Source organism: Defluviitoga tunisiensis (assembly GCF_000953715.1).
In the GTDB taxonomy this organism is placed as follows: domain Bacteria; phylum Thermotogota; class Thermotogae; order Petrotogales; family Petrotogaceae; genus Defluviitoga; species Defluviitoga tunisiensis.
This window is the reverse complement of the sequence record NZ_LN824141.1, coordinates 1,396,804-1,422,559: the sequence shown is the minus strand read 5'-3', so window position 1 is coordinate 1,422,559 and position 25,756 is coordinate 1,396,804. Positions and strand designations below refer to the sequence as shown.

The 25,756-nt window shown below is 29.8% G+C and carries 20 protein-coding genes and 3 tRNA genes; 9 read left to right on the top strand and 14 right to left on the bottom strand.

The features are described from left to right. The first annotated feature begins 129 nt into the window (after window positions 1–129). On the top strand, window positions 130–672 hold the full coding sequence (locus DTL3_RS06515) for a 5-formyltetrahydrofolate cyclo-ligase (RefSeq protein ID WP_045088019.1): 543 nt from the start codon (window positions 130–132) through the stop codon (window positions 670–672). A gap of 248 nt (window positions 673–920) precedes the next feature. Further along, window positions 921–2,723: a molecular chaperone DnaK gene (gene dnaK / locus DTL3_RS06510; protein ID WP_045088018.1), complete on the top strand. Its 1,803-nt coding sequence runs from the start codon at window positions 921–923 to the stop codon at window positions 2,721–2,723. A gap of 55 nt (window positions 2,724–2,778) precedes the next feature. On the opposite strand, the gene DTL3_RS06505 is transcribed toward dnaK, so the two are convergent. The 13 genes from DTL3_RS06505 to asnS form a co-directional block, all read right to left on the bottom strand. Further along, a complete protein-coding gene (locus tag DTL3_RS06505) occupies window positions 2,779–3,732 on the bottom strand; it encodes an enolase C-terminal domain-like protein (protein WP_045088017.1) in 954 nt (317 codons plus the stop codon). 34 nt (window positions 3,733–3,766) lie between these two features. Beyond that, the gene (locus DTL3_RS06500; RefSeq protein ID WP_045088016.1) at window positions 3,767–4,390 is read right to left on the bottom strand and encodes a hypothetical protein; all 624 of its coding nucleotides are present in this window, start codon (window positions 4,388–4,390) and stop codon (window positions 3,767–3,769) included. A gap of 185 nt (window positions 4,391–4,575) precedes the next feature. Continuing rightward, window positions 4,576–5,883 (bottom strand): nicotinate phosphoribosyltransferase, encoded by a 1,308-nt coding sequence (locus DTL3_RS06495; protein ID WP_045088015.1) that lies wholly within the window; start codon window positions 5,881–5,883, stop codon window positions 4,576–4,578. Window positions 5,884–5,890: 7 nt separating this feature from the next. Beyond that, the gene (locus DTL3_RS06490) at window positions 5,891–6,352 is read right to left on the bottom strand and encodes a methylated-DNA--[protein]-cysteine S-methyltransferase (protein WP_052670415.1); all 462 of its coding nucleotides are present in this window, start codon (window positions 6,350–6,352) and stop codon (window positions 5,891–5,893) included. Next, the gene (gene smc, locus DTL3_RS06485) at window positions 6,349–9,873 is read right to left on the bottom strand and encodes a chromosome segregation protein SMC (protein WP_045088014.1); all 3,525 of its coding nucleotides are present in this window, start codon (window positions 9,871–9,873) and stop codon (window positions 6,349–6,351) included. Before smc ends, DTL3_RS06490 begins: the two co-directional genes overlap by 4 nt. Beyond that, on the bottom strand, window positions 9,874–10,548 hold the full coding sequence (locus tag DTL3_RS06480; protein WP_052670414.1) for a uracil-DNA glycosylase: 675 nt from the start codon (window positions 10,546–10,548) through the stop codon (window positions 9,874–9,876). It abuts the gene before it with no gap. 71 nt (window positions 10,549–10,619) lie between these two features. Further along, on the bottom strand, window positions 10,620–14,066 hold the full coding sequence (locus tag DTL3_RS06475) for a YjgP/YjgQ family permease (protein WP_052670413.1): 3,447 nt from the start codon (window positions 14,064–14,066) through the stop codon (window positions 10,620–10,622). Next, entirely contained in the window at window positions 14,067–14,819 is a 753-nt protein-coding gene (locus tag DTL3_RS06470; protein WP_045088013.1) for a phosphate signaling complex PhoU family protein, read from the bottom strand. Between the two features lie 45 nt (window positions 14,820–14,864). After that, entirely contained in the window at window positions 14,865–15,686 is an 822-nt protein-coding gene (locus DTL3_RS06465) for an NAD(+)/NADH kinase (RefSeq protein ID WP_045088012.1), read from the bottom strand. Between the two features lie 6 nt (window positions 15,687–15,692). Continuing rightward, complete coding sequence (locus DTL3_RS06460; protein ID WP_045088011.1) at window positions 15,693–15,989, bottom strand: YggT family protein; 297 nt, start codon at window positions 15,987–15,989, stop codon at window positions 15,693–15,695. 38 nt (window positions 15,990–16,027) lie between these two features. Next, entirely contained in the window at window positions 16,028–16,729 is a 702-nt protein-coding gene (locus tag DTL3_RS06455) for a YggS family pyridoxal phosphate-dependent enzyme (RefSeq protein WP_045088010.1), read from the bottom strand. Further along, the gene (ruvB, locus tag DTL3_RS06450) at window positions 16,722–17,777 is read right to left on the bottom strand and encodes a Holliday junction branch migration DNA helicase RuvB (protein ID WP_045088009.1); all 1,056 of its coding nucleotides are present in this window, start codon (window positions 17,775–17,777) and stop codon (window positions 16,722–16,724) included. Before ruvB ends, DTL3_RS06455 begins: the two co-directional genes overlap by 8 nt. Window positions 17,778–17,798: 21 nt before the next feature. After that, a complete protein-coding gene (asnS, locus tag DTL3_RS06445; protein ID WP_045088008.1) occupies window positions 17,799–19,103 on the bottom strand; it encodes an asparagine--tRNA ligase in 1,305 nt (434 codons plus the stop codon). A gap of 306 nt (window positions 19,104–19,409) precedes the next feature. Here asnS and DTL3_RS06440 point away from each other — a divergent pair. The 4 genes from DTL3_RS06440 (at window position 19,410) to polX (ending at window position 23,041) form a co-directional block, all read left to right on the top strand. Then, window positions 19,410–19,485: transfer RNA gene (locus DTL3_RS06440), tRNA-Ala, on the top strand. Between the two features lie 72 nt (window positions 19,486–19,557). Further along, window positions 19,558–21,006 (top strand): IMP dehydrogenase, encoded by a 1,449-nt coding sequence (guaB, locus tag DTL3_RS06435; RefSeq protein WP_045088007.1) that lies wholly within the window; start codon window positions 19,558–19,560, stop codon window positions 21,004–21,006. A 28-nt stretch (window positions 21,007–21,034) separates the two neighbouring features. Beyond that, a complete protein-coding gene (locus DTL3_RS06430) occupies window positions 21,035–21,304 on the top strand; it encodes an acylphosphatase (RefSeq protein ID WP_045088006.1) in 270 nt (89 codons plus the stop codon). Between the two features lie 18 nt (window positions 21,305–21,322). Continuing rightward, entirely contained in the window at window positions 21,323–23,041 is a 1,719-nt protein-coding gene (gene polX / locus DTL3_RS06425) for a DNA polymerase/3'-5' exonuclease PolX (RefSeq protein WP_045088005.1), read from the top strand. Between the two features lie 108 nt (window positions 23,042–23,149). Here the strand turns inward: polX and DTL3_RS06420 are convergent, their stop codons facing one another. After that, window positions 23,150–23,575 (bottom strand): hypothetical protein, encoded by a 426-nt coding sequence (locus DTL3_RS06420; RefSeq protein ID WP_045088004.1) that lies wholly within the window; start codon window positions 23,573–23,575, stop codon window positions 23,150–23,152. Between the two features lie 223 nt (window positions 23,576–23,798). Here DTL3_RS06420 and DTL3_RS06415 point away from each other — a divergent pair. The 3 genes from DTL3_RS06415 (at window position 23,799) to DTL3_RS06405 (ending at window position 25,694) form a co-directional block, all read left to right on the top strand. Then, window positions 23,799–23,875 (top strand) — tRNA-Thr (locus DTL3_RS06415). Between the two features lie 36 nt (window positions 23,876–23,911). Then, window positions 23,912–23,986: transfer RNA gene (locus DTL3_RS06410), tRNA-Gly, on the top strand. 46 nt (window positions 23,987–24,032) lie between these two features. Further along, the gene (locus tag DTL3_RS06405; RefSeq protein WP_052670412.1) at window positions 24,033–25,694 is read left to right on the top strand and encodes a nucleoside kinase; all 1,662 of its coding nucleotides are present in this window, start codon (window positions 24,033–24,035) and stop codon (window positions 25,692–25,694) included. Window positions 25,695–25,756 lie beyond the last annotated feature (62 nt).

Below are 25,756 nucleotides of genomic sequence, written 5' to 3'. Positions count from 1 at the left end.
AAATAAGTTAATATAATAAATATTAATATAATAATATTATCATATCATAAAATCAATGAGTTGTGAAAAAATCAATAATAAACTATTAAGTTGATTTTTAATTTTCATATTTTACAGAAGGAGATAAAAATGACAAAAGAAGAAATTCGCAGAGAGATTTTAAAAAAAAGAATAAATTTAAAGCCACAATTTTACGAACAATATTCAAAAGAAATAATCAAGAAAGTATTGCTAATATTGCAAGATCTCGATTATAAATCTATTGCTTTATATTATCCTATAAAAAACGAGGTTAATACTTTACCCTTAATTGAAAAATTATTAAAAGAATCAAAAGAAGTGTATTTACCTAAGTTAATCGGAAAGAAGATGTTTATGTCAAGATTACATTCTTTAGATTTGTTAAAAGCTAACAAATACAAAATTCCAGAACCTATAAATAACGACTTTTCATCTCAAATAGATATATACATTATTCCCGCAATTGCGTATGATTTAAGAAAATATAGAATTGGATATGGAGGAGGATATTACGATAATTACTTTATAGAAAACAAAAAAACATTACTTATTGGGATCATTTTCGACTTTCAACTTGTTAATTATTTTGAGGAAAACGAAAACGATATTAAAGTTGATATAGTAATAACAGAAAAAAGAATTATACAATAAGAAAATAATAAATTAGGAAATCAATTTTTTCACTCTTGCATTAAGAGTGATATACGTTATTATTAAGATTATATTTAGAATATATGCAATGCTTATATAAAGGTGGTTTGGCATGTATATCCCTTTTGACTTTTACACTTGAAAATTTCTTTCTTTTAAAGTATAATATAAGTAAAGGGTTATAGATAAATAATGCCTTATATATACAAAAAATAAGTTGAATAAGTCATTTCAAAGGAGGTATTAAAATGAGCAATAAAGAATTCGTAGTAGGAATCGATCTGGGAACCACTAATTCAGCTATTGCCTGGGTTAAACCTGATGGGAATCCTGAAGTTATTCCAAATGCAGAGGGTAAAAGAACGACACCTTCAATTGTTTCATTTACAAAAGATGGTCAAATTTTGGTGGGAGAACCTGCTAAAAGACAAGTAATTTTGAATGCTGAAAGAACAGTCAGATCAATTAAAAGATATATGGGCAGTGATTATACCATTAAAATTGATGATAAAGTTTATACTCCACAACAAATAAGTGCTTTTATTTTAAAAAAACTTGTTAAAGATGCAGAGGAATATCTAGGTGGCAAAATTAAGAAGGCAGTAATTACTGTACCTGCATACTTTAATGATGCTCAAAGGCAAGCTACTAAAGAAGCAGGGGAAATTGCAGGATTGGAAGTTTTGAGAATAATAAATGAGCCTACAGCTGCAGCAATTGCGTTTGGATTGGATAGATCAGAAGAAGAAAAACGTATAGTAGTTTACGATTTAGGTGGAGGAACTTTCGACGTTTCTATTTTAGACATTGGAGACGACATCATAGAAGTTATAGCAACTTCTGGTTTAAACCATCTTGGTGGTGACGACTTTGACCAAAGAATTATTGATTGGTTAGTTGATGAATTTAACAAAGATTATAAAATCAATTTAAGAAACGATAAACAAGCTATGCAGAGATTGAAAGAAGCAGCAGAAAATGCGAAAATCGAATTGTCTTCTAAATTGGAAACTGACATTAATCTACCTTTCATAACAGTTGTTGATGGACAACCTGTTCATTTAGAGAAAAAATTGACAAGAGCAAAATTTGAAGAATTAATTAGAGATTTAGTAGAATCTACAAGAACGCCCATAGAAAATGCCATGAAAGACGCAAAACTTACACCACAAGATATCGATGCTGTTTTACTCGTTGGTGGTTCTACCAGGATTCCATACGTTCAAAGACTCGTTTCCACTTATTTTGGGAAGGAACCTTCAAAGAATGTTAATCCAGATGAGGCTGTTGCAGTTGGTGCTGCTGTTCAGGCTTCCATTATGGTTGGAGATACTGATAGAGACTTGGTATTAGTAGATGTTACTCCTTTGTCTCTAGGAGTTGAGGTCAAGGGTGGATTGATGGAAGTAATTATTCCCAGAAATACCAAAATACCTATAAAAAAATCAAAAGTCTTTACAACTGCCGTTGACGGGCAAACTGAAGTTGAAATTAGAGTTTATCAAGGAGAAAGACCTCTTGCAAGAGATAACTTTTTCCTGGGAAGTTTTAAACTTACAGGAATTCCACCTGCGCCAAGAGGTGTTCCACAAATAGAAGTAACTTTTGATATTGACACAAATGGCATAGTAAGTGTATCAGCTAAGGATTTAGGAACCCAAAAACAACAATCAATGGTTGTCACTGGTAGGCAGAAGCTTAGTAGAGATCAAATTGAAAAGATGATTAAAGACGCTCAAGCATATGAACAACAAGATAAAAAAATTAGAGAAGAGATTGAACTTAAGAATCAAGCTGACGAACTAGTTTATCAAACTGAAAAGACTTTACGTGAACATGGTGATAAAATCCCTGAAGATCTCAAAAATACCATCGAATCAAAAAATAATGAGCTAAAACAAGCAATTGAAGAAGATAATATCGGTAAAATTAAGATATTAATGGATGAATTGCAGCAGGAAATAATTAAGATAGGTCAGCATATTTATCCCAATCAAGACCCTGGAGCAACAACAGGAACATCATCTACAGATTCTGAAGAAGATAATTAATTTATTTTAAAAGAGACAGCACAAAGCTGTCTCTTTTTATTTTTCAACTAATTATTTATATGTTGTCTTGATCAGTTATATAATAATCAAAAGTCAGGTCTACAATATCAAAAGAGCCTTTTATCTTATTTGACCAACTAGTGTTAATTGGATGCTCAATGCCCGAAGAAATAACTGTAATAAGATTATATATTTCAGCTAAATCAAGAATTTTTTTTACATTAATCAATCCCCCGACTTTCGTTAAACTTAATACTATCCCGTTAGAAAAATCATGAAGTCTTAGTAAATCTTCTAGTGTTACAATTGATTCATCCCAAAATATTGGATATTGCGATTCTATCAATTCAACCTTCTTCTCCCTGCCTTTAGCAAGAGGTTGCTCAAGTGCAACTATTTTAAGAGGTTTTAAAATTTCCAAAGCTTTGGTTAATTCATAAAAGTCTAATAAACCCCTGAAATCTAACCATACATGTTTACCTTGGAAAATTTTTGAAATCTCATTTAAATCTTTCATGGAAGGTTTTTCTAAAAATTCTAACTTAAGTTCTTGATGGTTTGTAGAATAAGTGTTATAGACTTCATGAAGATTCAAATTTTTTTTCCAAAAAATCCTAAAAATATTTTCTTGATATTTATCTTTATCAAAAGAAAAGAGAAGTTTGGATATATCTAAATTATACTTATTATTGATGTAATCACAAATTGTCAACATTATTGATGTTTTTGCTGTATTTTCATTTTTAATTAATTTGTCAATTATATTTTCTATAGTCTGTATATTTTCTATCTCTGGAACATTTTCAATAAACTCTCTTAATTCTTCAAGGATTGCCATTGTTGATTTAAAAGTCTGACCAAAATATATATCAGGAGTAGCTGCACCTATACCTTCTATATTATCTTTATCAACTATCTTAAAAAGTACATGTTCTATCCATTCAGTATCTAAATTCTTTAATAAAGTTCTTTCTTGCCAATAATATACGTCTCTTTCTCTAGTCTGCATGATAAAATCACTCCTAATTATTTAAACCATCCTTTTAAAACAATGTTACCATCAGATAATTCCACAATATAGAAGAAATTAATCCATATATCGGTGAAAAAAATAATTCTTTGATATTCTTTTTTTTATCAAAAATAAGTTTATAAGCCAATCCAGCAGCAATTGCAATAACAACCCACAAATAATTATTAGCTAATGCAAAAATATAAATAGCTAATCTCTCAGAAGCTCCAACTGTATCTTTTTGCTGCCTTTCTAAAACATTAAAGGTTCTAAATAAATAACTACCAAAACTTGTTGATACAACCATACCTACAATATAAAACTGAAATACCTCCGAAATAAATGAACTTTTAAAAAAGGATCTAAAAAGATAAGAAATAAATAAAAAAACAACCAAAGAAGACACTTCAAAAACTAAATCAGTTCTTTGTCTATTTATTCTAAATATATCAATAAGTATATGAATAACTATGCTAAATAATACAATTAACAATCCCCAACCTTTAAGCATATCAAAATTAAAAGCCAGAAATACTAGAACAACCCATATTAAATGTTTATAATAATTATTGATATCAAAAAATTTAGGGGAATAAACATTTGTAAAAGCAAAGTCTGATACAAAATGACTAATGAAAACTGTTAAAGGGAACATAGACTACCTCCATTATTTTCGTAATAATTAATTTCTTATAGTGTGTTTATCTGACTTATCTCATTCTCAAGATTTCTACCATTTATTTTGAACATTTTAGAGAATAATGCTTATATACTAAATATATCTTATTTTTCATATCAATTCATTTCTTTCAACATGACATTTTCCTACAATAATTTAATTTATTCCCAATACTTTTTCTCAACTTTCGATAATCTTGAGTAGTCTCCTTTTTTCCTTCCTACCTTTGCACATTCTCGACCATTGACTTCCACTACATCGGCAGTAAAATCCAATTTTTCCCTCAACAATTTAGACCCAACTCCATACAAATCAGCGGCTACATCTAGAGTTTCAAAAAGGTCTATCTTTTCTGCATCAAACCCTCCAGAAACCATAATTTTTAAGTCTTCCATTCCTAATTGATCAAATTTTCTTCTTGCACGCCACACTATCTCTGGATTTACACCCAATGAGGATCTATCTTTTGGAACAACTGATTTATCCCTAAGATTTCCAGAAGTATCAAATCTCACTGCCCAAATTTTATTTTTACCTTCTCCTATAACTTTAGCTAAGTCTCCAGCTTGAATATTTGGTTCTTGCCCATAAAAGTACTTATAAAACTTTCTTGCAACATCAATAGAGGTTCCTATGACATCATTATTCCAATCAACTAAAACAATTCTATTCACATGTCCATCTATATGCTTATCAAAAGCAATAGTCGCAGAAGTTGTATCTCCATCATAAGCGGCAATTAAAGCATGAGGTATTGTTCCTAATGATTCGACCCCCCAATAATCAGCATTAGCATCGGTTGATACACCAAAAGCACCCGCTTTTAAAGCAGCATAACCGTCTGTTGTTTGAACCCAAAAATGGTCAAATCTAGCACTAAAAAATATTACAGGTTTTCCTCTTGCAGCTTTGACAACTTTCTTGACAGATGTGGCTGTACTTGAAGCACGAGCCATCACACCTAATAAAATAGTTTCTAAATAACCAAAGTATGCTGGGTTACCTTCAATTACAAAAACTGGTTCCATGTCTTTGGCTTCGTCACCATCATAGAGAGCTCTTACCTCAATTTCATTCCATTTGTCTACCCACAAATTATTTAAAATCATTCTTATATCCCATTTTTTAGAAGTAAGTTGTAATAACTCATCTTTGTCCATTCTAGTTGAAGCATCTTGTATGGATTTCTCTAATTTTAAAATCTCATTGAATAAGTCTTTAGCCCTTTCTTCATCTTTATAGTAACCTGTACCAAATCTTAAAATAGCAAGAGCCTCGTCTAGTCCAACTACTATACAATCTCCCCTAGGAAAAAATTGATAAGTTACCGTCACATTTTTCTTATCTTTCTTTAAAACCTCAACATACCTTGTAAAGTATTTATCACTATAATACCCCATTCTAACTTTATCTATTGGTACTTTGAACAGATTTGGATGCAACCTTTTTTTGTTACCTTCTTCACTCATTCAATAATCACCTTCTAATTGAATATTTTTCTAAATTTAAGAGATATTCTTTCCATTCTATTCCTGGAGTAAAATTCCCTAGTTCTCCATTACTTTTTATTACTCTGTGACAAGGTATAATTATGGGAAGTGGATTATTCTTCATTAAATTACCTACTACTCTGTAAGCCTTTTCATTTCCGACTTTTTGAGCTAATTCTTTGTAGGAGATAACTGTACCTTTTTCAGTCATATAAAGATAATTATATACCTTTTTTGCAAAATGTGTTTTTCCAGGCATATCAAAACACGTGATAGGAACTCTTTCTAATTTTCCAAAAAGAAAACTATAAATGATATCATAAAATTTTTTCGATTTATCATCATATATTTGAGAAGTCTTTATCTTTGCAAATTCAATTTTAACTATTTTTTCACCTTCAATATGTATAACTATATCTCCTGGATCGGTTGATAGTATTGTTTTCATCTTTCTAACTCCTTAAAATCAACTGGTACAACATAAGTTACACCATCTTTCATCGTGATGCCATAAAAAATTTCTGCAATTTCCATCATGAGTTTATTGTGAGTAATAATTAAAAATTGTGATTTTTGGGAGTTTTCTAATATTAAATCTGCTACTTTTGCAGTATTAATATCATCTAATGGAGCATCTATCTCATCTAAAATATAAAAGGGACTTGGATTTAAATTAATCAATGCAAATAAAAATGCTATTGCTATTAAGGCTTTTTCCCCTCCTGAAAAAAGAGAGAGTTTCTGGAAATTTCTTCCAGCCTTTTTTACAGATATTTGAATCCCTTTTTCAAATGTTTTTCCTTCTCCTAAAAGATTAAGTTCACCATATCCATTAGGAAAAAGTTTAGATATAAAAGAACCAAATTCACTGTTTAACTGCTGAAAGAAAACACTAAATTGACTTTCTGCTTCTTCATCTAACTTTTTTATAGAACTTTTCAAAGAATTTATTGAACTCAAAATATCATCTTTGTTTTTCTTATTCTCTTCATATTCTTTTTGTACATCTTCATATTCATCCAGTACCGTTAAATCTACAGACCCTAGTTTTTTTAGTGAATCTTCTAAATCTATTAGCCTATTTTCTAAAGCTTTAATATCATTTTCTGGTAAATCTTTCAACTCAAAATCTTCTTCTTGTATGCCTAAATTTTTAGCTTTCTCTACTAAAAACTTAATATTGTTATTTACATCTTTGATTTCATATTCTAACTTTTGATTTTCCTCACGAATCTTATTAACAGATTCTTTTAGCTCATTCCTTTGATTTTCATATTTTTCTAGTGATTTGGATTTATCGTGTTTACCACTTCTACTAGCTTTCATAATATCAAATAACCTTGAAATTTCATCATTTAAAAATTTATTATCATTTTCTAAACTTTCAAACGTATCATTTATTTTATTTATTTCTTGATTTATTTTACTCGTTTCTTGAGCTAATTCTTCCATACTTCTTTTAGTTTTAATTAAGTCTTCGGAAAGTTCGTTATATTCCTTTCTAAAATATTCATATTTTTCTATCGCCGCTTCTAATTCAATTTTATACTCAACTATTTTCTTATCTTTTGAAGATAGTTCTTCTTTTAAACTATCAATATGTTTTACGATAGCATTCTTTTCTTCTTTTAATGAAGATTGTTGATGTTGATATTCTTCTAATTTTATCTTAAAATCTTGCATACTATTGGTATAATAGGTGTTTTCTTCTTCACATTTTAATAGTTTTTCTTGAACTTGTTTAATCTGTACATTGATCTTCTCTTCTTCCTCTTTCATTCTTTTATATTCACTCAAATGAATATTCTTAGTCGCATAGAGATTTCTTAACTTATCTCTTAAATTTTCTAATCTTTCTTGCTTTACTTTAACTTCTTCTCCTAAAGCATTTAAAACATTTGATTTTTTGTTTATTTCTTCTCTAATCTTCTCTAATTCCTCTTCCAGTTCATGCATCTCTCTTTTTCTCTTCAGAAGAAAAGAAGAATAATCATATTTTGATTTTCCACCAGTTATTGCACCATATCCTGAGACTAATTCTCCACTTAATGTAACAATATTTCCATTATAGTTCATCTTTGAAATCCTTATTGCAGTATCAAGATTATCCACCAATAAGGCATTAGAAAATACGTATTCCATAACTGTTCTATAACTATCGTCAAAAGTTACAATATCTAGCACAAAGTCAATAACTCCAGGTTCGTTCAAAAAAGATTTCTTTAAGGACACTCGAGTTCTTAATAAATCCATAGGCAAAAAAGTAATTTTCCCATTTGTGTTTTGCTTTAAATATTCTAAATATTCCTTTGCCTTCCCGGAGTTTTTTATTACAACATTTTGTAATCTTGCTCCTGCAATTGTAGAAACCGCCTCTTCATACTTTTCATCTGTTTTAATCAAATTAGCTACAACATCTACAACATTTGAATCAGTTCCAAACTTTTTAAAAAATTCTTTAGTAACCTCCGAATAACCTTCATACTCATTAATTTGTCTTTTTAGATTTATGTAATTAAAATTTTTTTCTCGTTCTTTCTCCTGCATTTTTATAATTTCTGAATGAATTAGATTATATCTATCTTCAGTTTCCTTCAAATCTAAAGTTTCGTTTTTTGTGGATTCTTCTAGTTTTGATTCAAAATTTTCAGTTTTGCTTAATTCACGTTCAAGATCTTGTAGCTTTTCTTTTATTTCAGTAGATGATAATTCCAAAGAGTTTTTTTGTTCGTATAATAAACTGATTTTATTGTTATTATTTGTAAATTGAATTCTATTTTTCTCAATATTATTTGTTAATTCTTTAATTATAGGTTCAATATTCAAAAGATTTTTTTCTAGTTCTTTTAATCTATCTTCTCTCTGTTGTAATATTTTTAAAGATTGTTCCCTCTCTTCTAGTCTTAAATTATATAACTTTTCCTTTTCTTCTTTCTCAATTCTATATTTATTTACCTGTTCATTTAATGTAGATAGTTTTTCTTCAAGATCTACAATCTTTTCTTCTAGAGATTTGTTTTCCCATTTTTTATTTAACAATTGAGAATTTAGACTATTTAATTTATCGGACAAACTTAATTTTTCTTTTTCAATTAATTGCAATCTTTGACGATAATTTTCTACTAAATCTCCACTCGTTGATAGTTGTTTGTCAACACTTTCAATTTCATCCTTAAGACTTCGATATTTCCTTTCTATCTCAAACAACTGACTTAATAGTTCCTTTATCTTTTCAGAATTGTCATTTAATTTATCTTCGTATGTTTTAATTTGATTCATAAACTTTACTTTAGATACCCCAAAATAAACCTTTCCTATCTTTTTTATCTCTTCAACATATTCTAAATATTTTTTGGCTCTTCCTGCTCTTATAGATAAAGATTTCAATCTCTTATCTACTATGAAAAGTACGTCATTTATCCTTTCCAAATTAACATTTGCCTTCTCTAAAAGTCTAAGAGAATTTTCTTTTTTCTCGAGATAATTGGCGATATTTGAAGCATCAAGTACAATATTTCGAATATCTTCTGGAGATGCATTAACTATTTCGCCAATTTGCCCCTGACCAATGATAGAATAAAAGTTTTTCCCTATTCCAGTATCAAACACACTTTGTAATTCTTTTAATGTTACCTGTTTAGAATCAACATAATACTTGTTATATGAATTTCTTTCTAGAGTCTTTGATATTTTTACAGTTTTATTATCATCATTTACTAATATCAATGATACTCTAGCTTCGTTAGATGAATTTAAGTTATTGCTACCAGAAAAAAGTATATCAGTTTTCTCGGATATACGCATTTGCTTTTGTGATTGCTCACCTAAAAGCCATCTAATAGCATCTACTATGTTCGACTTTCCAGAACCATTCGGACCAATTATTGCAATAATATTCTTATCTAGATTAAAAACTGTCCTTCTTCCAAAGCTCTTAAATCCTTCTATCTCTAGAGAAAGAAGTCTCAACTAAATCCCCCCAGAGGGCTCCAAACTTTTAACTTTTTCTTCAATAATCTTGACAACTTCTTCGGTACTTTTTCCTTGAATAAAAGCTCTATACATAAAGCCCACTAATGTCATATCAAGGGAAGCAAACCATCGTGGGGAACCTTTGGCATTACTTTGATTTCTTAATAAATAACTTGGATGAAAAGTGGCAAAAATTTTAATATTTCCATGCCAATCATAAAAATGACCTCTTGATTCAGTCATTTTATTTAATCCTGTAAAATAATTCAAAGGAGTACTCCCAAGTGTTACAATTATCTTGGGTTTAATTACTAAAATTTGTGCATCTAAATAAGATTGACATTCTTTAATCTCTTCTTTAGTTGGCATTCTATTCTGAGGAGGTCTACATTTTACAATATTAGTAATGAAAACATCTTTTCTTTCTAACTTTGCAAGTTCTTTCAACATTTTTTCAAGCAATTGACCTGCTCTTCCAACAAAAGGCTCTCCTAAAGCATCTTCATCTGCGCCTGGGCCTTCTCCCACAAACATAATAGGAGAATCTACGTTTCCAGAACCAGGTACTGTGTTTTTTCTTGTTAAATGTAGAGGACATTTTTCACATAATTCTATATTTTTTGCGATCATTTTCATTTTTTCTTGTTTTTCAATGTTCCCATATAATAGCATTATAATCTCTCCCTATTTAATAACTGAATTCCACAAATATTACTTTATATTATCTTAATATTTTTAATATCTTACATTAATCCTACATTAACTCCGCTATCACTAAAGCTAACATTTTTACTTGGCAAATAATTAATAAAAAATGTTAAGGCAAAAAATTCAATTTGAGGTTGAGGTAAAATTGAAAAAACAGCCTTAAAGTTGAAAGTCCAACAAACTATCTTTTTTTGAATCTCAAATTCTGTAAAGTTTAAGTATTTATCTTTAATATCATAATTAAAAGAAATGTTAGCAAACTCACTTTTATCCCAATTCATAACTTCAAATCCTGTTTTTAAATAATCGGAGACAAAATAACTAGAATCAATACCAAACGAATATTTTGAATTCTTCTCTAAAAAATTAAAACGTAATTCGTATAAATTATACTCATTTTTGATGTTGAAATTACCAAAAATTTTATTACCATTATTATAAAAAACATAATAACTATATATTTCAGGTATGATTTTATAAAATTTTGTCTCACCTAAATACAAATTATAGTCTAATTGTAATAGATTCCTGTTATATTTAAATGTTTCTCTATTCTTAAAATATTCTATTTTTAAATCTTCTTCATGTTTATAATCAAATTCAGTTCTATGAATATAGTTAGAAAAATTATTTGTTATTTTTACACTGGTTACTTCGGGGAATATATTATTATCATCTTCTATGTTAAAATCAGTTTTTGTCTGTATAATATTTTCAGAATCTACTACTTTTATTTTATTATTTGTCTCCAATTTTAACCCCTTTAAGTCAAATAAATCTTCAGGATCCATCAGATCATATGTTCGGGTTAATCTTGCAGAATGAAATAAATTGTTTTCAAAAAAAGACAAATTATAACCCAAGTAATCAAGGTAATTGATTTCATCAGTAGTACTTGGAGAATAAGAGTTTTCCAAAACCTTTATATATTCAAGAGAATTTCCAACATCAAAAATACCCAAATTTATGTCTATACCTGGTTTTAAAGAATAGTCAAATAATGTTTTACCCTCTGAATATTTTTGGTCTGGCACAAAATCTTTTCCATAATTGAATCGAATTTTACTATCCATATTAAACTTTAATTTAAAATCATCTTTTTTATACTCATATAAAGTATCTTTATATGAAAATGTATTATTTGAAAGTAACCTATTCTGAACTGTTTCAGTACCTTGACTTGAAAAAGTATAATCAAAATTTCCGTACATATTAGTAAAGCCTGTATAAAAATTATACTTTCCAGCTAATTCAATTCGATCTTTTCGAGTATTCCATATTTCTTCAAAAGTAAGATCAGTTAAATCTCCATAAGACTTTGAATTAAGCTTTATTTTGGACAATGAGATCAACGACTTACCATATCTTTTCTGAAAAGCTTGTGTTTCTAAATTCAAAAATAGAATATCTTTAAAACCTTCTGAATCCCAATAAATATGCGACTGAATATTTTTTAAATCACCAAAATTAGTTTTTAATTTAGGTATATTCAAAGAAAAATATTTGTTGTTAATTGTAGGTTCAATTTTTAATTCCAACTTTGATTTCTCAAAAAATTCATAATAAATACCCAAGTTATCAGGCTTGTTAGTGGAAGAAATGATTTCAGAAAAAATAAACATCCTACCTTCAAATAATGGAAATCCATATCTAAAAAAAGTATCCTGATAAACTTCACCTGTATTTAATTCATTAATAATATTATTAGACAAATGGAAACTAGATGAATTTTCAAATTTATAATTAATTTTGGTTTCAATAGAAATCTTATTATTACCATAAGCAAAAGTCAAAGAAAAAGGCACTTCCTCATCTTCAGATAAACTTTGAAAATAAAAAGGTAGATATAAAGTTGGAACACCAAAAAAACTAAGCACTACATCTCTAGCAATGAGAAAATACCCAGGATAAATATCAACTTTTTTTGCAGATAAATAATATGTTATACAATCTTCACAAGTGGTTAGTTTTGTATCTCTTGCATGGATTACATTTTCATCAACTGGTTTTTCTATTTTTTCTGACCATATTCTAACGTTTATATCATTTTCACCTTTATACTTTTGAATAGTATAAGAGTTTAAAAAAAGTACTGAATTTTTTTCGAAATTTACCGTTATTTCAGAGGCTTCTATAGAAATATCACTGTTATATAAATATTTAACATCTCCAAAGAAAGTAGCTGTCTTAATTGTTCCATCATCGTTTAACTCTCCCTCAGCTCTATCTGAAACAATGTTAGAACCCTCATATTCAACTAATACCCCATTTTCTAAAATTAATAAATTATCTTTTAAATAAAAAGAATCACAGGTAATATTTACAGGGGCAGAAAAAATTGTTTTACCAATAAAAATAACAAACAATAAAGGCAAAATCCTCTTTAAGGGTTCTAAAAGTTTGTATGAAAATCTTGTGTCTAAGATTAGAAACAAAAATATACCAATTATTCCAAATATTATATTTGGTATCCAAGCACTGAGTAAAGGATCAATTATTTTTTCTTTTCCCAATGCAGTTAACCAAGCCCCCGACCCTTGATATACAACTACCAGAATAAAAGTTGTAATAACGCTCCATGACTTACTAGTCAAATTTAAAAATAAAGATAATGCAATACCTAAAATACAGATAACAAAAGGAGCTAAAGAGTTAGCAAATTTTGACTGATAAGAAACTATCAGCCCTGAAACGTCCAAACCCAACCTAGAAAATGTTTTGATTTTTTCTCTGAGTTCTTTTGAAGTCATCTCATTTGCACCTTTTGAGAGATTCAAAAATTCTTCAACATCCTGTTGTATATCTAATTCAATTTGTTGAAATACGATATCAAGGTCTAGAAAACCATCTTTATTTGTTTTAAACATCCTTCCGTTTTCCATATACCATCCATTTAAGCCTTTTTCAGCTTTTTGAGCATGGAAAACAACGGTAGAATCCCTATTAACTTCGTACAAAAGAACATCATACAAAATACCTGTATTTCTATCAATTTGCCTTACAAAAAGATATCTACCATCTCCAACATCAACAAATTGATTTTCTTCAATTTGAGCTTCTGGTCTTTGATAAACATATAACGCCATAGCTTCTTTAGCCTTAAAATTAGAATTTGGAACTATAGTATCAAAAAGAATGAATGTAAAAAAACAAAAAATGACCGCCCATACTAAAAATGGAATTGCAAATTTTTTTGTTGGAATACCTAAAGTTTGAAATGCAATAATTTCATTAGCTGCAGATAGTTTTGAAATAGCCCAAAAAACGCCGAACAAAACACCTACTGGTATTCCCATAGAAATAAAGTATGGTAAATGATACCATATTAAAATAAGTAGCTTAGAAAATCCAACGTGATTTCTGACAATTATTTCAGATAGTTGATATAACAATTCAACGCTAACAAACACTATAAATGCTGCCACTCCCATAAAGAAAGGAGGAATAAACTCTTTAGAAACATATTTAAAGAGTTTTCTCATTTATTCTTCTCCTAAACAATAAAAAAGCTCTAAGTCATTGTTCCTGCATTTATAAAAATCTCCTGTCAACGCCCATATAATATTTTCTGCTATATTTGTTGTTAAGTCAGAAAATATTAAGATATTATTTAGTATTTCTAAATGTAATGATATAACTTTTACAGACTCTTTTGATTTATAAAGATAAGATTTATAAGCTTTTATTAGTGAATATACCTCTCCGTGAAACATGCAAACACTTTTCCCTTTTTTAAAAAAAATATCTAGAACTTCTTTTGTTCTTAGCCTTTTCTCCTCAATGTTAACAAAATCAGATAACATCGATAATGTATTAGTAAAATTATCTGTTGTAACATTGATTGCATCTTCAAAATTAGCAGAATTGATAACATAAGGATTATTCAAAATGTCTATGTTAATTTTTGCATTTTTTTCAAATAAGTCTCCTACATTCTCAAAAATATGAACTAAATTCAAGCTCATAAAGCAAGCTTTTAAATAAATACCTGTAAAATTAAAAGAAGACAATAAATGCATACCAACATAGCTAAGCTCTGCCTCCATCAAATCAAGTCTGTCATCTTGTTCTACGATTTGTTTGGACAATTCAATGTTTCTCTCTAAATAAGTGTCGCTAAATTTATATAACATACCTTGTACTATTCTTCCCATACGTAAAACGTTATTTAGATATCTTACCAATTCATTTAAACCTATCTTATTTACTTGTTTATAAGTATCTTCGTCTTTCATAAGGCCTTCCTCCTGCCTTAATAAATTAATATGCAGTTTCAGAAATCATTCAAACCTTCTTCCAAACCCTAATTTCTGTTTTAATGCATCAAAAAAATATCCATTATTTTTTTGAGCTAATTTAATATATTTCTCGCTTCCTGTTACAACGAATGACTCGTTGGTTTTTATCTGATATAGCACATCTCCATCTCCTGTAACATAAGCAAAATCATGAGAAAGAGTCTTCAAAAACACTTCTATTTTATGTGTTGGTTCGATAATTAATGGTTTTACGTTCAAAGCATGAGCAGCCAAAGGTACTATCTCTATTACATTTAGGTTTGGATTAATAATAGGACCACCAGCAGATAACGCGTAAGCAGTAGAACCAGTTGAGGTAGAAATGATTACCCCATCAGCTAAAAATGAGTACAACATAGAACCATCTATTTTTATTTCTATGTCAATTGTACCCAGCGGTTGGCTTTTAATCAATACCACGTCATTTAATACAAAATATGTTTTATTTCCTATTGAGCATTCTAACAGATATCTTTTGGAAAAATGTAAATTTCCATTTTTTATATCATTTATTAATTCTTTGATCTCATCACCTGAATAGGCACTCAAAAAACCCAAATTACCTGTATTAAGGCATATAATAGGCTTAGAGAAAATAGCTGCTTTTTCAGCAACTTTCAAAACTGTCCCATCTCCTCCAAAAACAACAAAATAGTCACTCTGACTAGCCATTTCTTCAGTAATTTTTGATTGAGCAGGAAAACAGCCAGTGACTCTTATATTTTCCTTTTCAAATAATGCAATAATCTCATCTAATTGCTTTTTAAATAATTTTAAAGGATTATAAAAAATTATAACTTTCATATTTTATCAACCCAATCTTAAACCTAAATCTAACAAACTCTGAATAAGAAACCTGTCTAAAAATATTAACAGTAATAAACCAATCATGGGAGAAAAATCAAAACTTCCTAATATTGTAGGAATAAATCTTCTAATGGGATTTAATATTATATTTGATACAGAATCTACAAAACCCCGGAACTTATTATAATAAGGCATAAAGAAACTCAATAAAGAAGATACTATAATACAAAATTCGAAGAAAATAATAACTATTCTAAGTACGTATCCTATGGCAATAAAAAGATTTCCTAGTATAAACATTTGTTCTCTCCTTTTCTTCAATATATTTAATAAATATACTATTTATAAGGCCGTTCACCAAATATTCTTGTACCTATCCTTAGATATGTAGCGCCCTCTTCGATAGCGATCTTATAATCATTGGACATCCCCATTGAAAGTTCTTTAATAGTTTTATAACTTGATTGTAATTTATCCCTTATTTTTCTGAGATCAGAAAATGATCTTCTTATAACAGTTTCATCATCTGTATAAGGCGCCATAGTCATTAAACCTATTATTTCAATATTTTGATAAGTATCAGTTTTTACAATATTAGCTATTAAGTCATCAACTTCAGATGGTTTCAGACCAGCTTTAGTTTCTTCACCTGACACATTCACTTCAAGAAAGATTTTTTGAATCTTATTAAGTGATTCGGCCCTCTTTTGAATCTCATCAATCTCCTTTAATCTCCAAACAGAATGTATGTAGTCCGCTAATTGAACTATATACTTTATCTTATTTGTTTGAATTCTACCTATAAAATGCCAATCAATATCAAGTTCCTTTAATTCATTATATTTATCTATCATTTCTTGAGCTCTATTTTCTCCAAAACTCTTTTGGCCACATTCATACAATGTTCTTATGTGTTCTGAAGAAAAGTTCTTTGAAACAGCAACAATATTTATACTCTCATAATCTCTGCCACACTTTACAGCAATTTCTCTTATTTCATTTTTTAAGCTATACAAGTTATCTATTAAATAGTTATTCATCTATTTCACTCCACAAGCTGAGATCCTTATCTGATAACTTTTTATTGAGATTAAACTTTTTGTAAGATTTCTTTGTTGCGACCCTTCCCCTAGGCGTTCTTATAATAAAACCCGATTGCAAAAGATAAGGTTCATATACTTCGCTAATTGAATCTGGTTCGATCCCAAGAGAAGAAGCTAAAGCATTTATGCCAACTGGTCCACCTTCATAATTTTCAATAATAGTTTTAAGAATCTTCCTATCCATTTTATCTAAACCATCTTCATCCATTTCAAACAATTTCATAGCATTTATTACATCTTCAACCTCAATTAAATTTTTATTTTGAACCTGAACATAGTCTCTAATTCTTTTTAAAAGTCTATTCGCTATTCTAGGAGTTCCTCTAGCTCTTTGAGCTAAAAGAAATGCAGCATCTTCCGTAATTTCTATATTTAGGATAACAGCACTCCTTTGTATGATCAACTGTAAATCCTTCGGAGGATAGAAATCCATTTCTAAAACTATTCCAAACCTACTTCTTAATGGAGGTGCTATTAAACCCAATCTAGTAGTAGCACCAATTAAAGTAAATGGTTGTAAATCTATTCTAATAGATCTAGCAGATGGACCTTTTCCAATCACTATATCTAATTGAAAATCCTCCATAGCAGAATACAATATTTCTTCTATAGATCTATTTAACCTATGAATTTCGTCAATAAACAAAATATCTCCCTTTTCTAAATTAGTAAGCATGGCAGCAAGATCTCCAGCTCTTTCAATAACGGGTCCGCTTGTAATATGTAAATTAGAACCTATTTCATTTGCAATAATATGTGCTAATGTAGTTTTTCCTAAACCTGGCGGACCTGCCAACACTATATGATCAACTTGATCATCTCTAATCTTTGCTGCTTCAATAGTAACTGACAATTTTTTCTTAATGTTGTCTTGACCGATAAATTCATTTAAATATTTGGGTCTTAGATTTTTAGATCCTATATCTTCACTATTCGCATTAGGATCTAAAAACCTCTTATCCAATTCTTCGTTTCTTTCTAACATATTTAGTACTCCTTCACTTCATTATGGATATACCCTGTAAAGTGTTCTTGCAAATGGAATCGCTTCTCTAATATGTTCTAAACCACATATCCAAGCAATTGTTCTTTCCACTCCTAAACCAAATCCACTGTGCGGAACACTCCCATATTTTCTTAAATCAATATACCATTTATATTCTTCAACAGGTAAATTACACTCTTTCAATCGTTCAATTAACAATTTTTCATCCCAAATTCTTTCTGAACCACCAATAATTTCTCCATAACCCTCAGGCGCTAGTAAATCATCACACATCACAACTTCTGGATCTTCATCAGACGGTTGCATATAAAATGCCTTAATTTTTCGTGGATACTTTTCGACAAAAACTGGTTTTTCAAATTGTGAAGCGATTACCGTTTCTTCATCTGCACCAAAATCATCTCCAAATTTAATATCAAAACCCTTTTTATTTAAAAATGTTACAGCTTCCCTATAAGTTATTCTATCAAATGGTAGAGATACTTTTTGCAGTTTATCTACATCCCTTCCAATTTCAATCAAATCTTCTTCACAATTTGCTAAGACTCTATTAACAATAAAATTTACTAAACTTTCTTGTAGTTTAATATTATCTTCGTGCCTATAAAAAGCAACTTCTGCTTCATTCATCCAAAATTCTATTAAATGCCTTCTTGTTTTTGATTTCTCAGCTCTAAATGTTGGACCCAAATTAAAAACCTTTCCAAAAGCCATGGCAGCAGCTTCTAAATAAAGCTGCCCAGTTTGAGCTAAATAAACCTTTCCATAATCAAAATAGTCTAATTGAAAAGTGTTACCAGCAGATTCCCCAATTGATCCCGTAAATATCGGAGTGTCAATCAAGACAAAATCATTCTCATTAAAGAAATCTCGAATGGCTTTTATTACTTCATTTCTTATCTTTAATATATGAAATTGCCGTCTCGAGCGTATCCAAAGATGCCTATTTTCCATCAAAAAATCGATACCATGCTCTTTTTTAGAAATTGGATAGTCTTCCTCAGGTTCATGAACAATTTCTATATATTTTATACTCAATTCTACGTCAAATGGAGACCTTTCATCTTTTTTCACTATTCCTCTTAATATTACACTGGTTTCCATTTTTATTTTCCGTATTTTTTCGAATGTTTCGTCATCAAAATCCTTTTTTTCTGCTACTCCTTGAATAAAACCTGTTCCATCTCTCAACTGTAAAAAAGCTATTTTACCACTGCTTCTTTTATTCCAAACCCAACCTCTAAACTCTACCAATTCATCTACATGGTTTTTTAAGTCTTTTATATAAACCCAGTTTGTATTCATGAAACACCTCCGCATATATTTTATATAGTTTTTGAAATTAAAACGCACCTTTATAATAGTTTTATATTCTTAAAATAGATCCCTTATCGAGTTTTTTGGAGTTTTTTATCAAAAGAGAGAAGGGCTCCATGTATCTCCTTCGGTATCGAAAAGAATAATAGGTTTGTCTGTTAATCTATCAATACAATTATAATTATATCACACAGAACATTTAATAATAATCGTAAAGAATAATTTGATACCTTATATATACTTGAAAAATCATCTGTTTTTATGATATAATTAAATTAATTCTAAATCAAGAATGGGGTCGTGGCGCAGTTGGGAGCGCGCTACCATGGCACGGTAGAGGTCGTGGGTTCAAGTCCCATCGACTCCACCAATCGAGGGAGTAATTCCCTCTTTTTTTATAGTTAACTATCAATTATAATTTTTAAAATTAGGAGGTAAAGCAATGGAAGAATACCTTACCTTTGATGACGTTTTATTATTACCTCAAGAAAGTTCCGTTTTGCCATCTCAAATTGATACTACTTCAAGATTAGTTAAAAACATTTTTCTTAAAATCCCTTTTTTATCCGCTGCAATGGATACAGTAACTGAATATAAAATGGCAAAGGCTATGGCTAGAGAAGGTGCTGTTGGGGTTATACATAAAAACTTATCAATTGAACAGCAAGCCTATGAAGTGTCAAAAGTTAAAAGGACAGAAAATGGTATAATTTATGACCCTATTACTATTGGACCAAATACAACTATTAAAGAAGCAGAAAACATTATGAAAGAATATGGCATTGGAGGATTACCGGTTGTTGATAAAGATTTAACTCTTCTTGGAATTCTTACTAACAGAGACATACGGTTTGAAAGAAATTCAAATAATAAAGCTAAAGACCTCATGACTCCCTTTGAGCATTTAATAGTGGCTGGTCCTCATATAACATTGGAAGAAGCAAGGGAAATTTTACATCATAATAAAATCGAAAAACTTCCAATTATTGATGGAGAACGCAAAATAATTGGATTAATTACTATCAAAGACATAATTTCAGTAATCGAAAATCCTAATGCAACTCGTGACGATAAAGGTAGACTTGTGGTTGGAGCTGCTGTTGGGGTTTCTGATGGCTTAGTCAGAACAGAAGAACTGGTAAAAGCTGGTGTAGATTTTGTAGTTTTAGATTCTGCTCATGGACATTCAAAAAATATTATGCAAATGCTTAAAGCAATAAAAGAAAGATTCCCTGAACTCCCTGTTATTGCTGGAAACATTGCAACTGCTCAAGCAGCAAAAGATTTAATCGAATGCGGAGCAGATGCTCTTAAGGTTGGAATTGGTCCAGGTTCTATTTGTACTACAAGAGTAATTTCAGGCGTTGGTGTCCCTCAACTTTCTGCTATTATGAAAGTGTCTGAAGTTGCAAATAAATACAATGTCCCTATAATTGCTGATGGTGGAATCAGATTTTCAGGAGATATAGTTAAGGCTCTTGCAGCTGGTGCTTCTACAGTAATGATGGGTAATATTTTTGCGGGTACTGAAGAAGCTCCTGGAGAAACTATCATTTATCAAGGCAGAAAATTCAAATCATATAGAGGAATGGGTTCTCTTGCCGCAATGGAAAAAGGAAGTAAAGATAGATATTTTCAGGAAAATGTGCCCAATGAAAAATTAGTCCCTGAAGGAGTAGAAGCAATGGTTCCATATAAAGGGGAGGTAAAGGATGTAATAGTTCAATTAATTGGTGGTGTTAAAGCAGGAATGGGTTATATTGGAGCTGAAAATATTGAGGCGTTAAAAAGAAGAGCTGAATTTATAAAAATCACAAATGCCAGTGTTATAGAAAATCATCCTCATGATGTACAGATAACCCGTGAAGCACCTAACTATTTCTTCTCCTAAACAGTTAAAATATTAAAGGTATCTCATTATGATAAGTAAAAAATGGCTTTTAAGTGGTAGGGTACAAGGTGTTGGATTAAGATATTTTATAAAAGTCAACGCCCAAAGATTAAAACTTGAAGGATATGTTAAGAATTTGAGTGACGGTAGAGTAGAAGTTGTTGTCCAGGGTGAAGAGGATAAAGTTGATTTGTTAAAATCACTCATCTTAAGAGGTAATGGATTTAGTATAGTTAGATACATTGAAGAAGAAGATCTCCCTATTGGAGAGTATGGTGAATTTCACGTAGAATATTAATGTTTAGAAGGAATCTATATGGAAAAAAAAGAAATTGTTAAAATCTTAAACGAGATTGGATTATTGCTAGAACTTAAAGGAGAAAATCCTTTTAAATCTAGAGCTTATTATAATGCAGCTAGAATAATAGAACTTTTAGACGAAGACATTGAAACTATAGTAAAAGAAGACAGATTAAAAGATATAAAAGGAATCGGTGAAGCTCTTAATAAAAAGATTACTGAATTAGTTCTAACTGGAAAATTAAAGTATTATGAAGATCTAAAAGCATCTATTCCTGAAGGATTAATAGATATGCTTAAAATTCCAGGTTTAGGCCCAAAAAGAATTAGAACAATATACGAACAATTAAATATTACCTCGGTAAGAGAATTAGAGTATGCATGCTTGGAAAACAGGCTTTTAGATCTTCCAGGATTTGGAAAAAAGATGCAGAATAACATTTTAAAAGGTATACAATTCATAAAACAATTCAGCAGCCATTTTTTATATTCAGAAGCGTATTCACAAGCTGTAGATTATAAAGAATATCTAGATGCTGCAAATGTTGCCAAAAAAACTGAAATAGCTGGAAGCCTAAGAAGAAAAAAAGAAATAGTGAAAGATATAGATATTTTATCTGCCTCAAATTCTCCAAACACTGTCATTGATACTTTTATAAAATATCCAAAAGTTAAGGAGATTGTTGAAAAAGGTGATACAAAAAGTAGCGTTATTTTAGAAGATGGTATAGGAGTTGACCTTAGAGTAATAAAAGAGTACCAATTCCCATATGCCTTACATCATTTTACTGGAAGTAAAGAGCATAATACAGCTATGAGACATAGAGCAAAAAAAATGGGAATAAAAATGAATGAATATGGTATTTTCAAGGGAGAAGAACTCATAAAATGCCTAAACGAAGAAGAAATTTTCTTTAATTTAGGTCTCTCGTTTATTCCACCCGAATTAAGGGAAAATATGGGAGAAATTGAAGCAGCTGAAAAAGGAACTATACCTAATTTAGTTGACAACAGCGACCTTAAGGGTATTTTACATGTACATACACGTTATAGTGATGGTACCAACTCTCTAAAAGAATTAGTTGAGGCGACCAGAAACCTAGGATATTCATATCTTGGTGTTTCAGATCATAGTAAATCAGCGTATTATGCAAATGGCCTTAATGAAGAACAATTATTCGAACAGTGGAAAGAAATTGATAATTTAAACCAAATTTATAATGATTTTAGAATTTTTAAAGGAATAGAATCTGATATTCTACCAGACGGATCTCTTGATTTTGAAGATGAAATATTAGAAAAGTTTGATTTTGTTATAGCCTCTGTTCATTCAAATTTTAATTTGAATAAACAAGAAATGACAGAGAGAATAATAAAAGCATTAACAAACAAATACACTACAATTCTCGGACATCCTACTGGTCGTTTGCTTCTTGCACGTAACGGTTACGATATTGATATGGAAAAAATAATTGAGATAGCATCATCACACGGAAAAATAATTGAAATCAATTCAAATCCATATAGACTTGATTTAGATTGGAGATATATAAAGTATGCTAAAGAAAAAAATGTAATTTTCGCAATATGCCCAGATGCACACAATATTGAAGGATTGAGCCATATAACTTATGGAATAGGAATCGCAAAAAAAGGATGGCTTGAAGCTAAAGATGTAATAAATACTCTTGATATTGAAAGTATTTCAAAGTTTTTAAAAGACCTAAAACAATAAAATGTCACTTCGTAAGAAGTGACATTTTTCTATAAATTTTTTGAAAACTAACCTTAAACTACATTAGAAATAATTGTTATTTAAATTTTATTTATCTTATACTATAATTTAAAACATATAGGAAAAACCTAACCCACCACTCAAATCGAAATCAGTTGCAGGAGAAAATTTAAAACCAGGAGCAACTTCTAAAAATACAATTATAGGTACGTCTGGGAATCTGTAGTTAAGCGCTAAAGGAAATCTTACACCAAAATTGATTTCATTTCCCATACCAATCGCTACACCTGCGCCGTAACTAAAATCAAAATCCGCCAAAAGCCTTGGATACACCATGTTATAATCTGCATTAACAAGAAAATAATCATGATGGAATGACCAAGCTGCAGTAACCCCAACAAAACTATTTGCTCCAGTATAGGTTCTCAAGTATAATCCCGATGGTTCTCCAACTTTAAACCCTACTCCCACTGCTGAAAACATAGAAATGCTTAGAATTAATATAAGCGCTATAGCACCAACAGTTTTTTTCATAATAACCCCTCCTTCGCCTATCTAGATTAATTTATATGAAGCTTGACAAAATAAAAGAATCGAACTATAAGTTACTGATATAATATTATCTTGTGAAAATGAATTATTTGTCATATTTTTTTAAATATTTGTATATTAATTCTAACAAATTATATAAAAAAAGTCAATCTAAAGAATGACTTGACGATATCGATTAAATATAGTATAATTTATACGAATAAATGCAGGCGTAGCTACAGCAGGTAGAGCGCCGCCTTGGTAAGGCGGAGGTCATGGGTTCGAGCCCCATCGCCTGCTCCAATTGTTATGATTATACTATATTTCTATGCATCGTTTGCGGATATAGCTCAGCGGTAGAGCACTTGCTTGCCAAGCAAGGGGTCGTGGGTTCGAATCCCATTATCCGCTCCATGAACCCGGGAAATGCCGGGTTTTTATCGTTAAAGGAGTTGTAAAAATGTATTACACCTTACAAGATACTGAAACTGGAGAAATATATGAGGTTCCTAAAGAATTTAGATTCATTGATCTTGCTAAACAATACGAAAAAGAAAAGAATAAGAAAGTCTTGTATGTTAAATTCAACAACGACATAAAAGAACTTTTTGAAAAAATTGAAAAGGATGGTTTCATTCAATTTTGTGACATAACAACTAACGATGGAGTAAGAATATATAGAAGAGGTTTATTTTTCGTTTTTTATATTGCCTTGAAAGAAATTAATCCTGATGATAAGCTTTATGTTAATAATACTCTAAACGATGCTATATATTGTGAACTTAAAAGCGGTATACCTACTGAAGAATATTTGCAACTCATTGAGAATAAAATGAAAGAAATTGTTGAAAAAGATTATGTGTTTGTTAAGAAAACTGTTGATAAATTTGATGCTATAGAAATGTTTTCAAATAATGGTGATGAAGATAAAGCGCTTCTTTTTAAATACCGCAAAAAAAGTACCGTTAATATTTATTACGTTGACAAATATTTTAATTATTTTTATGGTTATTTACCTTATTCCACAGGATATTTACAAAAGTTTAAATTGCATAAGGTAGAAAATGGATTTGTGATACTTCATCCAACAGCAAATCAACCTGAAGAAATTCCAAATTATCAGCATTCTCCCAAATTATTTTTTACTTTTGAAGAATACAAAAACTGGTTGAATATTATGGAAATAGAAACCGTCGGCGAATTGAATTTATTGATTTCCCAAGGTTCAGAAAAGGTTAGAGAATTAATCAGGATTTCAGAAGCACTACATGAAAAAAAGTATGCTGAGATTGCTGATGAGATAGTTAAAAGAAAGAAAATTCGTCTTATAACCATTGCTGGTCCATCTTCTTCAGGTAAAACTACAAGCGCAAAAAGAATCGCGCTACATTTAAAAGTACATGGGTTGAGACCCATTTCTATCTCTTTAGATGACTTTTTTTTAGAAAGAGATAAAACACCTAGGGATGAATTTGGAAATTATGATTTTGAATCAATAAATGCTTTAGATTTAGATTTGTTTAATAAAACTATGAATGATTTAATAGCTGGAAAAGAAGTAATGATGCCAAAATTTGACTTTACTAGTGGAAGAAGAACATGGTATCCTAAACCCTTGAAAATAGAAAAAGATCAGCCCATAATTATTGAAGGAATTCATGGATTAAATGAAGTTTTAACTTCGTCTATACCTCGAGAAACTAAATTTAAAATATATATAAGTTCTTTAACTCAAATGAATTTGGATAGTATGAATAGAATTCCTACCACTGATACTAGATTAATTAGAAGATTGGTTAGAGACAATCATTCCAGAGGTTATACTGCCGAAAGCACTCTTAAAATGTGGCCAGCTGTTGTTAAAGGAGAACAACGAAACATTTTTCCTTTTCAAGAAGAAGCTGATATAATGTTCAATTCGCATCTTGTTTATGAACTGGCTGTTCTAAAGATGTTTGCTGAACCTTTATTACTTAATATTGATAACACTGTTGACGAATATACAGAAGCTAAAAGACTTTTGAGATTCCTTGATTATTTTCTTCCCATAACTGAAATGGAAGAAATTCCTCGTACTTCAATTATTAGAGAATTTATAGGTAATAGTACATTTAAATATTAAGCTCACAATTAAAATATATCGGTTCTTTACGAACCGATATATTTTTTATTATATTACCTAAT